The sequence below is a fragment of the Aminipila terrae genome, from assembly GCF_010120715.1.
Lineage (GTDB): Bacteria > Bacillota > Clostridia > Peptostreptococcales > Anaerovoracaceae > Aminipila > Aminipila terrae.
Genome location: NZ_CP047591.1, coordinates 2,453,293 through 2,466,037, shown reverse-complemented (window position 1 = coordinate 2,466,037; position 12,745 = coordinate 2,453,293). Strand labels below are relative to the sequence as shown.

13 protein-coding genes are annotated in these 12,745 nt (G+C 36.6%); 1 reads left to right on the top strand and 12 read right to left on the bottom strand.

The genetic code is table 11. The features are described from left to right. Positions 1-8: 8 nt before the first annotated feature. Genes Ami3637_RS11690 through Ami3637_RS11680 form a run of 3 tightly spaced genes read right to left on the bottom strand, consistent with a single transcriptional unit; the run spans position 9 to position 3,619 of the window. On the bottom strand, positions 9-1,664 hold the full coding sequence (locus Ami3637_RS11690; RefSeq protein WP_243158177.1) for a sensor histidine kinase: 1,656 nt from the start codon (positions 1,662-1,664) through the stop codon (positions 9-11). Next, positions 1,598-2,278, bottom strand: a complete 681-nt coding sequence (locus Ami3637_RS11685; RefSeq protein ID WP_162362737.1) for a hypothetical protein — start codon at positions 2,276-2,278, stop codon at positions 1,598-1,600. The genes Ami3637_RS11690 and Ami3637_RS11685 overlap by 67 nt, the downstream gene beginning before the upstream one ends. Positions 2,279-2,305: 27 nt before the next feature. Further along, positions 2,306-3,619 (bottom strand): dynamin family protein, encoded by a 1,314-nt coding sequence (locus Ami3637_RS11680; protein ID WP_162362736.1) that lies wholly within the window; start codon positions 3,617-3,619, stop codon positions 2,306-2,308. Between the two features lie 187 nt (positions 3,620-3,806). On the opposite strand from Ami3637_RS11680, the gene Ami3637_RS11675 reads away from it, so the two are divergent. After that, positions 3,807-4,904, top strand: a complete 1,098-nt coding sequence (locus Ami3637_RS11675) for a radical SAM protein (RefSeq protein ID WP_162362735.1) — start codon at positions 3,807-3,809, stop codon at positions 4,902-4,904. Between the two features lie 64 nt (positions 4,905-4,968). On the opposite strand, the gene Ami3637_RS11670 is transcribed toward Ami3637_RS11675, so the two are convergent. The 9 genes from Ami3637_RS11670 to Ami3637_RS11640 form a co-directional block, all read right to left on the bottom strand. Next, positions 4,969-5,448 (bottom strand): MarR family winged helix-turn-helix transcriptional regulator, encoded by a 480-nt coding sequence (locus Ami3637_RS11670; RefSeq protein ID WP_243158003.1) that lies wholly within the window; start codon positions 5,446-5,448, stop codon positions 4,969-4,971. Positions 5,449-5,461: 13 nt separating this feature from the next. Beyond that, on the bottom strand, positions 5,462-5,977 hold the full coding sequence (locus Ami3637_RS17560; protein ID WP_243158002.1) for an MFS transporter: 516 nt from the start codon (positions 5,975-5,977) through the stop codon (positions 5,462-5,464). After that, positions 5,950-6,120, bottom strand: a complete 171-nt coding sequence (locus Ami3637_RS17955; RefSeq protein ID WP_279286669.1) for a hypothetical protein — start codon at positions 6,118-6,120, stop codon at positions 5,950-5,952. The genes Ami3637_RS17560 and Ami3637_RS17955 overlap by 28 nt, the downstream gene beginning before the upstream one ends. Next, a complete protein-coding gene (locus Ami3637_RS11665; protein ID WP_279286668.1) occupies positions 6,117-6,998 on the bottom strand; it encodes a DHA2 family efflux MFS transporter permease subunit in 882 nt (293 codons plus the stop codon). The genes Ami3637_RS17955 and Ami3637_RS11665 overlap by 4 nt, the downstream gene beginning before the upstream one ends. Positions 6,999-7,011: 13 nt before the next feature. Beyond that, positions 7,012-7,671, bottom strand: coding sequence for an HlyD family efflux transporter periplasmic adaptor subunit (locus tag Ami3637_RS11660; RefSeq protein ID WP_162362734.1), 660 nt, complete (start codon positions 7,669-7,671; stop codon positions 7,012-7,014). Positions 7,672-7,687: 16 nt separating this feature from the next. Then, a complete protein-coding gene (locus Ami3637_RS11655; RefSeq protein ID WP_162362733.1) occupies positions 7,688-8,134 on the bottom strand; it encodes an efflux RND transporter periplasmic adaptor subunit in 447 nt (148 codons plus the stop codon). Beyond that, positions 8,095-8,532: an efflux RND transporter periplasmic adaptor subunit gene (locus Ami3637_RS11650; protein ID WP_162362732.1), complete on the bottom strand. Its 438-nt coding sequence runs from the start codon at positions 8,530-8,532 to the stop codon at positions 8,095-8,097. The genes Ami3637_RS11655 and Ami3637_RS11650 overlap by 40 nt, the downstream gene beginning before the upstream one ends. A gap of 195 nt (positions 8,533-8,727) precedes the next feature. After that, positions 8,728-11,235, bottom strand: coding sequence for a DUF4127 family protein (locus tag Ami3637_RS11645; protein ID WP_162362731.1), 2,508 nt, complete (start codon positions 11,233-11,235; stop codon positions 8,728-8,730). 72 nt (positions 11,236-11,307) lie between these two features. After that, on the bottom strand, positions 11,308-12,639 hold the full coding sequence (locus Ami3637_RS11640) for a sensor domain-containing diguanylate cyclase (protein ID WP_162362730.1): 1,332 nt from the start codon (positions 12,637-12,639) through the stop codon (positions 11,308-11,310). Between the last annotated feature and the right edge of the window lie 106 nt (positions 12,640-12,745).

The following is a 12,745-nucleotide window of genomic DNA, read 5'->3' as shown; positions in this document are numbered from 1 at the left end:
TTATCCCCTTAATCTTCCAAAGGCTTAGAAGGCAAAATGAGTTCCACATCAACTCCATCTGCCATATTTTTCACCTTTATACTTCCTTTATTTCTTATGACTTCTTTATAGACCAACCAGAGCCCCAGTCCTGTTCCTCTTTCTTTTGTTGTAAAAAAAGGTTCAAATATCTTTCCAAGGTTCTCTTCCAGTATTCTCTCTCCGGTGTTTTTAAAATTCAAACAAGTTCGGTTCTCGTCTATATAACTGGCAGTTATATTCAGACTGCCACCTTTGTCCATAGCCTCCATGGCGTTTGTAATAATATTCAGGAACATATTTTTAAAAGAATCACTGTTACCAAAAATTGTAACAGGTTCATCTTCTGTCTTTATATATACATTTATTCCTTTTCTCACACACTCCTGCCTTACCAGCATATAAATCTGATCAATTAATTTTCTGCTGTCGTGAACTTTATCTTCACCCCAGGAGGATTTTGAAAAGTCCAGCATATTATATACAATCTTTTCTGCTCTTGTAATGTTTGCGTCTATTTCATCAATTACTTCTTCCTGTTCCTCTCCTTCTACCCCATTTTTCAGTAAAAAAGAAGCCCCTTTTATCACAGACAGAGGACTTTTCAGTTCGTGAGTTACTCCCGCAACCATTTGCCCGATTACAGCCATTTTCTCTGTCTGAAACAACTCTTTCTCCATTATTTTCTGATTTGTAACACTTTTTTCAAATACTACAATTTCTTTTAGTTGATTGGATTCATCAAACACAGGATAGCTGGCCACCTGAAAGATATCCTCATTGCATGCCACTTCCGATTTATGCTGATACAGGTGTTTTATTGTTTCTCGTACAGGACAGTTTTTACAAGGGGTATCCTGCCTCCTGACAGCTTTATAACATGGCTCTTTTTCAGATTGTCCTATTATGATTTTATTACTTTTTTTAATCTGATAATCCATATCCAGAATCATCATGGTATCATCAATACTGTTAAAGACAGATTCTAATTGATTTTTGCTGTAAATCAGTTCTCCTGTATACTCACTGATTTTTTCACTCATATTATTGAAAGCTTTTGCCAGCATACCTATTTCATCCTGGGATTTTACAGACAGTGGAATCAGATTACCTTCATCCATTTTCTTTACATCTTCTGTCAGCTGCAGTATGGGTGCACTGATTCTCTTTGATAGCACTGATCCAAGAAATATCATCAGAAGTAACAGGATAATTATGGAGGCCCATACACCAATAGTTAGATACTCTTTCCCTACGGAGTATTCCTCCTTGTCTATTTCTATACCGATAATCCAGTCGATTGTATCCAGTTTTTCAAATACAATAGCTTTTTTCTTTCCATCTTCATTAAAGCTTACCAGTCCTGAATCCTTTTGCTGCATTTCTTTTAAAATCTGTTTTCTTATGGAACTTCCCTTGTAATTCTCTGTATATTTTGTCTGGAAGGTGTCTCCCATTTTCCCTTTTATATCCAGCATGTCCGGGTGATAAATCACGCCACCGTTTTCATCTATAACAAATGCAAATCCACTATTACCTATGCGAAAATCAACAATTGACTGTACCAGTTTATTAAGAATCACATCTGCGCAAACAACTCCTCCTGGTGTTCCGTCTTTTTTATAATAGGATTTGGAACAGGTAATAATCCAACCATTCCCCCGTAGTCATAATAGGTTTTTGTCCAGTTTGTGCTATTTAAATGATTCTTTTCATTGGCAATAGTATAAAATGGGTCTACCCTCTGATCATGGTCAGGAGCAAAAATAGAGTTATCCAGATAAGGGTACACTCTCATAAAGCCTCTGCCAGTAACAATATATACATAAGCCAGCTCTTTATTGTTTTGCACCATATTTTTCATGGCTGGAACGATGGATTCTGTCTGCATAATCTCTGCTGCAATATCACGGTCCAGACTGATGTTACTTGGCAGATACGTGCTTGTTTCTTTTCCTGGTGCCTCAAGAACCTGATTTTCGTTTCTTTTATAATCTTGGGAAAGTCTGGTTGTGTCTACTTTATAATCTTCTGCAGCTTGAGCCCACTGGGCAAGATTATTCACTTCACTTTCCACCTTCTGCAAATCTTTTTTCATTGTCTGCACTTTTTCTGAAATAATCATATTCAGACTGTCTTCAATTCTTTCTTCTTCAAAAGACTGTACTGTATTGATTAGAATGGCTGTAAAAATAGCAAAAGGTATAATGCTTATGATTAAAACGGTTATTATAGTTTTTTTTACAAAGGAATTTCTCATTTTCCTATCATCCTTATTAACATATTTTTAATGCAATAACGATTTTAGCTTTCTTAACTGCCTGTTCAGGATATTTAAATCCTCGATTCTTCGTGCTACTGTAATGGTATTTTTCTCTCTGTACATGAGAATTAAATTCAACGTACTATCCAGTTCATCACAAAGCTGTTTTGTCTGGCTTAAAAATCTATTTTTAAGGCTTTCTATATTATCCTCTGAATGATCAAATTTATAGTTTTCAGTGATATTCAGTTCTGTAAGCTCGTAATGATATTCTATTCCAAAAAGTTGCGATACCGAAGAGGATAATACTTTTCTCATCTGATTTAATTCTATTTCTAACCTATTGGATATCTCAACATATTTATCATTGCTTGTTTCCATATTAAGTTCAGAAGCAATTTCCTGGCTTTTACTTTCTAACTCAGCCAGGCATGTTTTCATTTGATTAAAACTGCTATCCAGTCTGCCCGCAGGCATTTTTAATGCATTCCAGTACAAATCCAGTCTTACCCTGGCGGAACTGAGTATATCTTTGAGCTTTCGTTCCACTGATTCTTCAAGAATTTCTTTTACAGATGTTTTGCAATCCTCCTGGATTTTGCTTTTTAATGCTTCCAGTCCGTTGCCATATTTGGCACTTACAGGGAATAGCATGATGCTGTCCACTTCCATCAGACTGCAGAGAAGTTTTCTGCAATATTCCATATAGGCTGGCAACTCATCTTCTTCCACATTATCAATTTTATTTACAGCAAAATAAAATTTAGCGGCATACTCTTTTGCGTTTCTGAGAAAATCAATTTCTATTTCATTAATAGGGCTATCTACTGAAAGCATAAAGATCACCGCATCACTTTCTTTTACAAATGCGTATGCAGCATCCGAATTATGTTTATGAGCAGAGCCTACCCCCGGAGTGTCCACAAAAGTCAATCCTTCTTTTAGAAAGGGGGAGGTGGTGTGCAGTGTCACAGATGAAACACAAAGCTTATTTCCCGGATTTTCCTGTTCATTTATATATTCAGATAGTTCTTCAATCTTAATGGGTTTGATTATACCATTGTCAAAATGTACAGCTGCTGACTTTTCTCCATATTGAATCCTGGTTACCACTGAAGTTACAGGAACAATTCCCACGGGCAGGATTTTTTCTTCTAAAATTGCATTTACCAGAGTGCTTTTTCCTCTCTTAAACTGGCCTATTACAGAAACCGTTATGTCCTGTGACTCCAGCCTGTGGTGAAGTTCCTTAACCCTGGACTGTTCTTCTTTGCATATTTCAGATGTACCTAATAAGGTTTCGGCCTGCTTTACTATATCTATAATTGAGTTACTCATATTTCTTAATCTCCCATAATGTTGTTTTTTCCATAGTGTTCTATGCTCTAACTTAATATTATAACATAACGCATAATCACAGACAATGCTGATAACAATGCTCTTATTGACATGAACAGGGATTTAAGATAAATTAAAAACATGTCTCATAGAGTATGGGTTGTCACTCATAAGGAGGAAATACAAAATGAATAACAATCAGTTAAATGACTATTTTAGTCATTCTATACATAAAATCATCTCTGATGTAGTGGCCGGTACCTTTTCTAACCCAAAAGAAACGGCCTTTCTGCTGAAAACGCTAGCTTACAGTAAAACAGCAACAAAGTATCGAAACAATTATGAAAGCCGGGGCAAGCATATTCCTGCGTTCTTAATATCCAGCATAACCCACACCTGTAACCTGTTTTGTACGGGCTGTTATGCGAGAAAAAATAAGAGTTGTCATGAGGATAATAATTCCCCCATGCTGTCCTCCCAGGAATGGGCAGCTATATTTAAACAGGCAAAAGATTTAGGTATTTTGTTTAATCTTCTGGCCGGAGGTGAACCTCTTATGCGGTATGATGTAATCCAGGCTGCATCACAGACTCCTGAAATAATTTTTCCTATTTTCACAAACGGAACCCTGATTGATACGAAATACATAAAGTTATTTAAGCAAAGCAGAAATCTTATCCCCATAATCAGCTTGGAGGGTTCACAGGAATCCACTGACCTCCGCCGGGGAAAAGGTATATATAAAACAATACAGGAAAAAATGGTCCAACTGAATGGTGAAAAAATCCTGTTTGGGGTTTCTATTACGGCGACAACAAAGAATCTAAGTGAAATAGTAAATGTTGAATTTATAGATGGCCTGCGGCAGCTTGGTTGCAGGACAGTTTTATTTATCGAGTACGTGCCTGTAGATTCAGATACACGAAATCTTGCATTCTCACAGAAAGAGCGTGAGCAACTGCAGCAATCACAGGAAGAACTACGGAATAAATACCCTTCCATCTTATTTTTATCCTTTCCTGGTGATGAAAATAAAATGGGAGGTTGCCTTGCTGCCGGACGTGGCTTTTTTCATATTAACTATCAGGGTGAGGCAGAAGCTTGTCCCTTCTCCCCTTATTCAGATTACAGGCTGCGAAACCACACCCTGTTAGAAGCACTTGATTCTCCGTTTTTCAGGCGTCTTCAGGATAACAACTTAGTGGGCAGTGAACATGCTGGAGGATGTGCTTTATTTGACCAGGAGGAAAAAGTCATAGAAATACTAAATCGGACCAATGAATAACAAAATCCCCTTAGATGCAATCAACTTTCCAATGGACAGCAGGATTTTATCTAAGGGGAATTGTTTATTTTTCAGTATTCTTTAATTTCTTATTTTGAATTATTTCATATATTTTTTCAAGCCCGTTAATAACAGTATTTAAATCTTCAGTTGATGCATCACTAATTAAATCGGTAAGGAACTGCCTCTTTATTTCCATAAGATTATGTTTTTTAGAAAAGTCGGAAGATAAAAACAGCTTCACACTCCTGCGGTCTTCTGAAGGGATTTCCCGAACAACATCACCCTGACAGACTAAGCGATCCACTATACCTGAAACCGTACTCTTAGATAAGCCTATTTTTTCGCTTACCTCCTGAAGACTGAGTCCCGGATATTTATATAATACAAAAACTAAAAACAGCTGTGGCCCAGTAAACCCATATTGTTTTGATTTTTCAAAGGAATAGTCATTCAGCTCTTTTCTAGTAGTCTTTAAAAGTCTGACAATTTTTTCCGCATAGTCAATCATTGATTGTTCTGAGTTCTTATTTGTTTCCACCATATTCTCCTAGCACCTAACATTTATAAATTTCTTTTTGTTTTTGAGCTTTCATCAAAAATACCAGTATAATAGCAGCAAAGACAGTTATCGTTGTAAATGCAATCGTATAATTAATGGCATCCAGATATGCCTGCTTCTGTACCACTCCTGCAATGGCAGTTATAGCAGAGGCCTGAGCTTCTGTGGATGATACTCCGGATGTCATGTAAAGCCCTTGTATTTGTTTTATTGTATCAGTAACTGCCTGATTTGACAAGGTCACATTCTCTGCTAATCGTGCATAGTTATTGGTAGTCTTGGTAGTCATCAGTGTAGCTACAATGGTCACGCTAATAGAACTAAATATATTTCTAAGTGTATTGGTAAGTGCGGAAGCCCTGCCAGTTAATTTCAGTGGTACAGCATTCATACCTACAGTGCTGATTGGCATCATGGCAAGCCCCAGTCCAATTCCTCTTATAAAGGAAATGGTCATAATTGTCAGATTGGAGGTATCTGCGCTCAGATAAGTAAGATGATAAGACCCCATAGTAATATGAAAAGGCCTGGTATAGCTACTATTTTTGCCCCAAACCGGTCAAATATGGCTCCACTTATAGGCATTGTTATAGCTGCTGCAATGGCAGATGGCAGCATGACAATACCGCTCTGCATAGCAGATAAGCCTTTCACATTTTGAAGATATAATGGAAGTATATAGCTCCCCCCATTAGTGCCATTACCAGTACACAACTGATAATCTGGCTTAAGCCGTAATCATAGAGCTTTAAAATCCTTAAATCCAACAGTGGATTTGTGTGTGTAAGTTCATTTATAACAAATAAAACTAAACTGAAGATACCAATAGTAAGTAAAACAGGATAATGGATTTCTTTCCAGCTTATAGAAGACCACTTTCCAACTACATACAAAGTACATACAATACCCACAACAGAAGTAATAAAACCAATTATATCAAAATTACCCTCGTAAGGTTTTTTCTCCGTCTCCCTGAGTAAAAAGATAGCAAAAATAATTCCGAATATACCTATAGGCACGTTGATGTAAAACAAAAGCCTCCAATCCAGATTAGAAAGGATATACCCTCCTAATGTAGGTCCCAGTGCGGGAGCAGCCATGGCTGCAACACCCCAGATTCCCAAAGCTTTTCCTCTTTCTTCTACAGGGAAAATAGCATATACAATGGACATTCCTACAGGGCTCATAAGTCCCCCTCCGATTGCCTGTATTACACGGAAAACAATCATGGCACTATTGTTCCATGCCATCCCGGACAGGGCAGAACCCAGAGTAAACATAGAGAGGGCTATGACATACAGCTTCTTTATTCCTATTGTATCGCTTAAAAATCCGGTCAGAGGTACTACAGCTCCCATAGCAAGGGAATAAGCCGTTACTACCCATGTGATATCCGATAAAGTCACACCAAAAACAGACATCATTTTAGGCAGGGCGAGATTAATCAGGCTACTGCTTAAAACGCTCATAAAAGTTCCGATTAAAACTACAAACAGCGCAAGCCATTTATAAACGTCATCATGATTTTTCACTTGAAACCACCTCTTATCGAATGCGGATTTTTACTACAGCATTTGTTCCAAGTAAAAGGCCATTATCATTCTTTTTATCGTCAAATACGATTTTAACGGGTACCCTCTGTACTACTTTTGTAAAAGTTCCGCTTGTTGAGCCAGATAAAAGAGAAAAGGCAGAGTTTGCGGCTTTCCCAATAGACTCAACTCTTCCAGAGATTTTCTGCCCTTTATATTCATCTACTGTAATCTCAACCCTTTGCCCAATTTTTAGTTTTGCCATATCCGTCTCTTCTATATTAGCATTTATGTATAAATTGGTGGGGTCTACCATCATAATTATAGTCTGTCCCGTTGACACAAGTTCCCCTGGGGTAGCCTGTTTTTTCAGAACAAATCCAGAAATGGGAGACCGGATAACCGACTGCTCTAAATTGGTATCGGATAAAGTGCCCATTTCCTGCCTGCCTATGATCTGATCTTTTTCCAGACTTTGACCTTCTTCTACATTTAATTCCAACAGCTTTCCGGTCATCTGAGGAGAAACCTTAACAATATCTCCTGCAACTTTTGCATCTTCAGTTTTTACAAAATAATTTCCCTCGTACCAGTAATAGGCCCCGATAGTTCCCAGAACCAGCAGCATTACAGCAACAACAGATAACATTAATACTTTTCTTTTTGATTCCATATATTAATCACCAGCCTTATTTCTTTAGTGCAATTTCTGCAAACATGCCAACCTTAACAGCCGGATCATTTTCTAACATGCTTACTTTAACAAGAATATTTTTATTTTGAGCGTCTACGACTGTATCAACCAGTGAAACCTTACCATCAAAAAGTTTGTCTGGAATCTCAGAAATCCGTATAGCTACTTTTTGCCCCTGTTTAATTTCATTTGAAAGTCTTGCAGGCAAATAAGCGTTAATATAAGTCTTATCAGAATTAACAATACTCATTAAGTTAGCACCTGCAACAGCCATTTCTCCCACATTTATGTTCTTTGATGTAACTGTTCCTGAAACAGGTGCTACAATCACTCCATTAGATGAATTGGCATTGATTATATCTAACCCTGATTGTGCCTGATTTACCTGCGCCTGAGCAGTATTCAGCTGTTTCTCTGCACTTTCCAGGGCTTCTTTTGCCACTGCCCTGCCTGGTATAATTCCAGGGCCCTGTTATAACTGTTCTGAGCATTGTTTAAATTTACATTGGCTATATCAATAGTAGACTGTGCCTGATTTACCTGTGCCGGAACCTCCTTCATATCGATTCGGGCCAGTACATCTCCTTTCCTTACTACAGATCCTACATCTACATTCAGCTCTGCTATTTTTCCGGAAGTTTTGGAAGAGATATCCGCACTTTCAATAGCGTCAACCTTCCCTGCCATAATAAATGAAAGTTCATCTGGTTTCTGATTTGCATAAACTTCCTGATTATTCAGAGAGGAATTTGTCTTTCCTGCATTAACTCCAATAAATATCAGAATAATAATGATAAACGAAAATATAATGATTAAAGTTTTTTTATTTACTATTTTCATACCTGCACCTTTCCTTTTAGCTGTTTTTAGTTCGTATGCGAACTGTTCTTATCAATACTAAAACAATTTATGGAAAAAGTCAAATATTATTTATTCTTTTTTACAAAATTTTCTTAAGATAAGCATAAAAAAACCACAAAAGTAAATTAAAATTTACCTTTGTGGTTTTTAAGTTTTCAATTGTAATAAATGATGTTATTCTGTCTCTTCAAACCGCTTTAAAACTGCCGCTACTTCTGCACGGGAAGCCGCCTTTCCAGGGGCAAGCCTGGTCCCATCACCGGTGCCTGTTATGATACCGTTGCTGCAGGCCCAGTCAAACCCTCCCCGTAATTCTGGTGAAACAGCAAAAACATCCGCATAGCTATATACCCCAGGATTTTTTCCTGTTGTAGTATCCATTTTTTTGTATTTCGCATATTTCCACAGCATATCCGCAAGCTGTTCCCTGGTTACAGGATTATTGGTTCCAAACTTCTTATCCCAGTTTTCCGAAACAATTCCATTGACAAATGCCCATTTTACAGCTGTATTATACCAGCCGTTGCCTACATCTCCAGGTAGTTCATAATTTTCTTCCACTGCTGGAGCTCCTGCCATTTTATAAAGTGTATAGACCATCATGGCTCGTGTCATAGGTGCCTGAGGCTGGAAAGTGTTACTACTGGTGCCCTTCATCATTCCTTTCTCATAGGCATACATTACATAATCAAAATACCAAGCAGATACAGGAACGTCAACAAACAGGGACTTTGCCTTATCGGCCTCCATGCTCTGGGTGTCTGTAAAGAAATTTGGCATTATATTTGTTGCAAATTTTACTGTTCCTGTATTTTTATCGTAGGTACAAGGCATTTTCTGAAGTTTACCTGCCTGATCCAGATAATACAGGTTGACCGAATAAGCCATCTGTCCCTTTGCAGGAGTATATGGCATATTGACAGTCATGGAATCTCTAAATCCTTTTAAGGTGATATCACTTAATTTTACACCAATGTCAAAATGGATTTCATAGGTCCTGAAAAATGGAGCCGAATAATTACTCAGATTAATTTTTCCTATGATGCCGCATTCTCCTCCAAGCCCTTTAAAATATCTGCAGTCAGTGAGATTGTCAATAATATCATTTACAGTAACATTATAGTCGGAGGTTTTCAGCATATTCTCCAAATCTGTATTGATGGTTTTTACCTGTTCATTGCTCTGATAAAAGTTATTGACAGACCATCCCTTAGAAGTCAGATAATCATTAAACAGGGTTTTTCCACCACCTCTGATATAGCTTATATCCTTTTCATAAGAAAAAATCAGTCCCTTTAAAAATGCGATATCGGCTTTATCACTGCTATTGTCTCTGCTATGTAAATACAGATAACGTGAAATCCCATTGCATAAAGATATACCGATAGAATTGCCTACGGTGCCCCAGCTGCTGTAAGCCAGCAGCATGCTCATTTCACATTCTCTGGTCATTCTGTATTCAAGATTTCCACCATAGGCGGCAGGAGCCGAATTAATAACTATGGTAGGAATCCCCTTAGAGATATTGTTATTTATATAATCAATCATTTTGCTGATATATTTTGAATTGAGGATAGGAGTAGATGGTGAAGTCAGTACAACGATTTCCATGTCAGCTTTATCTTTATCTACCAGATTTACGCCAATGCTTTTCAGGTGTTTTTCCACATTTTCCTTTACGGTTTCCATATCATATACGGAGCCTGAACCTGAACTTTCCGTATTACCAAAATATACAGCTGAAGCATTTACATTGTACCCATAATAATCAATCATCAGATTCAGCACAGCCATCATACCCAGCTCATCTGCACCTGAATAAATAAGTCCTTTGTCACCCAGTTTCTTCTGTATAAATTTTACTTCGTTTGTCTGAATAGTATTCTGGGGATTAGAATCATCAATACCAATAAAATATTTCATTTTTCCCGATGAATCCATGGACAGAATATAATCTATAATGCTTAATTTTCTTTCCCGGGTTTTCAATGAATTATTTACTTCTGTTGAGTATTTGGGATCAATTGTAATCTTTCTTCCCTGATCATCTCTGGTGTAATCTGAAACAATATTTCGCACAGACAGGTCTCTATTATTCAGTATATATCTGGGTGTAAGATTATATTGACGCAGATAGTTATAAGTTTCCAGGCTGGCACCCTGATAGCCCACCGTACAGGTTGCCAGACGGGCAACCGTATCAACTATGTATACATGGTTATTCTGTGAAAGCTCAACAAGCTTATCAATCAGCTTAAATTCGTCATAATATTTGTTGCCATAAAGAGTACGGGAATTAACTAATCCCCCTGAAAGAAGCTGATCAAGAGAGATTACAAAGTAATCCGTTTTTTTATCCATCTCCGTAATCCATTCCATCAGTTTTTCGCTGTCTCCATATGCTGTTCCATTGGAGTTAAGCGGCTGCCCGTCCAGGCGGGTAGCATATAAATCCGCATCTGGCATCATAACCTTAAATCCTGCTGACTCAGCTTCATATATTACTCTGTCAACATTGACTGGTCTGTTATCCAGTGGTACATATGCCAGGATTGGCTCTTTTTCCTCTGTTTTTGCTGTATCCACTTTAGTCGTATCTGCCCATGCAGTTACCATACTCCCCTGTGAAATGGTCAATACCATTGTGATACAAAGCAGTAAGCTCAAAATCTTTGCTCTCATTTTCCCTGTCCCTTCTATTTGATAATTATTATTGTATATTTGCGATTATCCCTATGATTGGTTTAAAATATACTAATTGATTTGTTGTCTTTTATAAAAATACATCCTGTAATCAGCCTCTTTAAATAAATGTTCCATTGTCTCTCCATCTTCAGGAAATACAGCTATTCCGAAGCTGAATGTGCAAGTTATCTGTTGGGATTCCAATTCAATGGGATTTTTTTTCATTTCTTTAATAATGGATTCTAATTTTTCCGATAATAAACTTTTATTGGAATGCAGATATATTCCAACAAATTCATCTCCTCCGAATCTTGCAAACAAATCGCTTTTCCTTGTATTTTGTTCCAAAACTCCGGCTACTTGCTTTATAACCTGATCACCGGCTAAGTGCCCATATATATCATTAATTTCTTTTAATTTATTTATATCAAAAACTACAAAGCAAAACATTTCATGATACCGTCTTGCTCTTTCTAAAATCAAAGGAAAATGCTCTTCAAAATATCCCCGGTTATAAATCTGAGTCAGCGTATCATACCATGCCAAATGAACTTTTTCCTTATATAAAAAGTGATTGGTCAGTGCCATTTCTATATTTGGTTTTAAAAATTCCATAGAGCTGACATCTTCCTCGCTGAAAGCATTGACTTTAATGGAGTCAATATTAATCATGCCAAAAAAAACATTGTTGATATAAATTGGAGCGGATAGCGTTGATTTAATGTAGGCTTCCTTCTCAAGAAAGTTGTTTATTAAAACGCTTCCTCCAAATTTTTCTAAATCATTTATATTTATAATTTCGTCCATCTGTCCATTGGTTTGCTTATATAAAAACGCTTCTTTTAATGGTATACGTAAATCAAGAATGCATTTCTCAAAGCCTACATAGGATACTACTTTTAAAAATTCATCTTCTTTTATTAAAATACTGCCAAAACAGGCATTATCTATAGCCTTTAATGAATTATTCAAAATAAATTGATAAATTTTATCTAAATCGTTTTGTTGTGAGACCTTCTGTGTTACTTCAAGCATTAAGGCCCTTAAATCAGATAATTTTTTAATTCTGTTTTCCGTTTCCTTTTTTACTGTTATATCTACAAGATATGCTAAAATACAAAATTTTCCATTATACACTACAAATTGATAGATTAGTTCATACCATCTATTATTTTTCTCATTATCCGTAATGCAAAATTCCTGATTGTGTTTTTCGATTTTATCTATATCAAACTTAATTTTTTCTTTTAACTTATAAAATTGTTCAAATGACAATATTTTATTAAATTTCTCATTAGAGAATAAAATCTCCCAGTCATTATATAGGATCATTGGAAATAGAGAAAATTTGTTTATTATCTCCAGAGAGTCCCTGCTAAGTTCCACAGCCTTTTCGGTCAAATCATTCACCCCCTTTCATTAAATGTTTGGAATATAATGTATATTATACATGAATGTCTTATGACATACAAATAGTCACTATGCATAAGCTTCTTTGTCTTCAGGC

Bases quoted from the DNA above. Each gene is read 5' to 3' on its own strand.
- Ami3637_RS11685 (WP_162362737.1), bottom strand. From the start codon at position 2,278: ATGAGAAATTCCTTTGTAAAAAAAACTATAATAACCGTTTTAATCATA.
- Ami3637_RS11680 (WP_162362736.1), bottom strand. From the start codon at position 3,619: ATGAGTAACTCAATTATAGATATAGTAAAGCAGGCCGAAACCTTATTA.
- Ami3637_RS11675 (WP_162362735.1), top strand. From the start codon at position 3,807: ATGAATAACAATCAGTTAAATGACTATTTTAGTCATTCTATACATAAA.
- Ami3637_RS11670 (WP_243158003.1), bottom strand. From the start codon at position 5,448: ATGGTGGAAACAAATAAGAACTCAGAACAATCAATGATTGACTATGCG.
- Ami3637_RS17560 (WP_243158002.1), bottom strand. From the start codon at position 5,977: ATGGGGTCTTATCATCTTACTTATCTGAGCGCAGATACCTCCAATCTG.
- Ami3637_RS11660 (WP_162362734.1), bottom strand. From the start codon at position 7,671: ATGGAATCAAAAAGAAAAGTATTAATGTTATCTGTTGTTGCTGTAATG.
- Ami3637_RS11650 (WP_162362732.1), bottom strand. From the start codon at position 8,532: ATGAAAATAGTAAATAAAAAAACTTTAATCATTATATTTTCGTTTATC.
- Ami3637_RS11645 (WP_162362731.1), bottom strand. From the start codon at position 11,235: ATGAGAGCAAAGATTTTGAGCTTACTGCTTTGTATCACAATGGTATTG.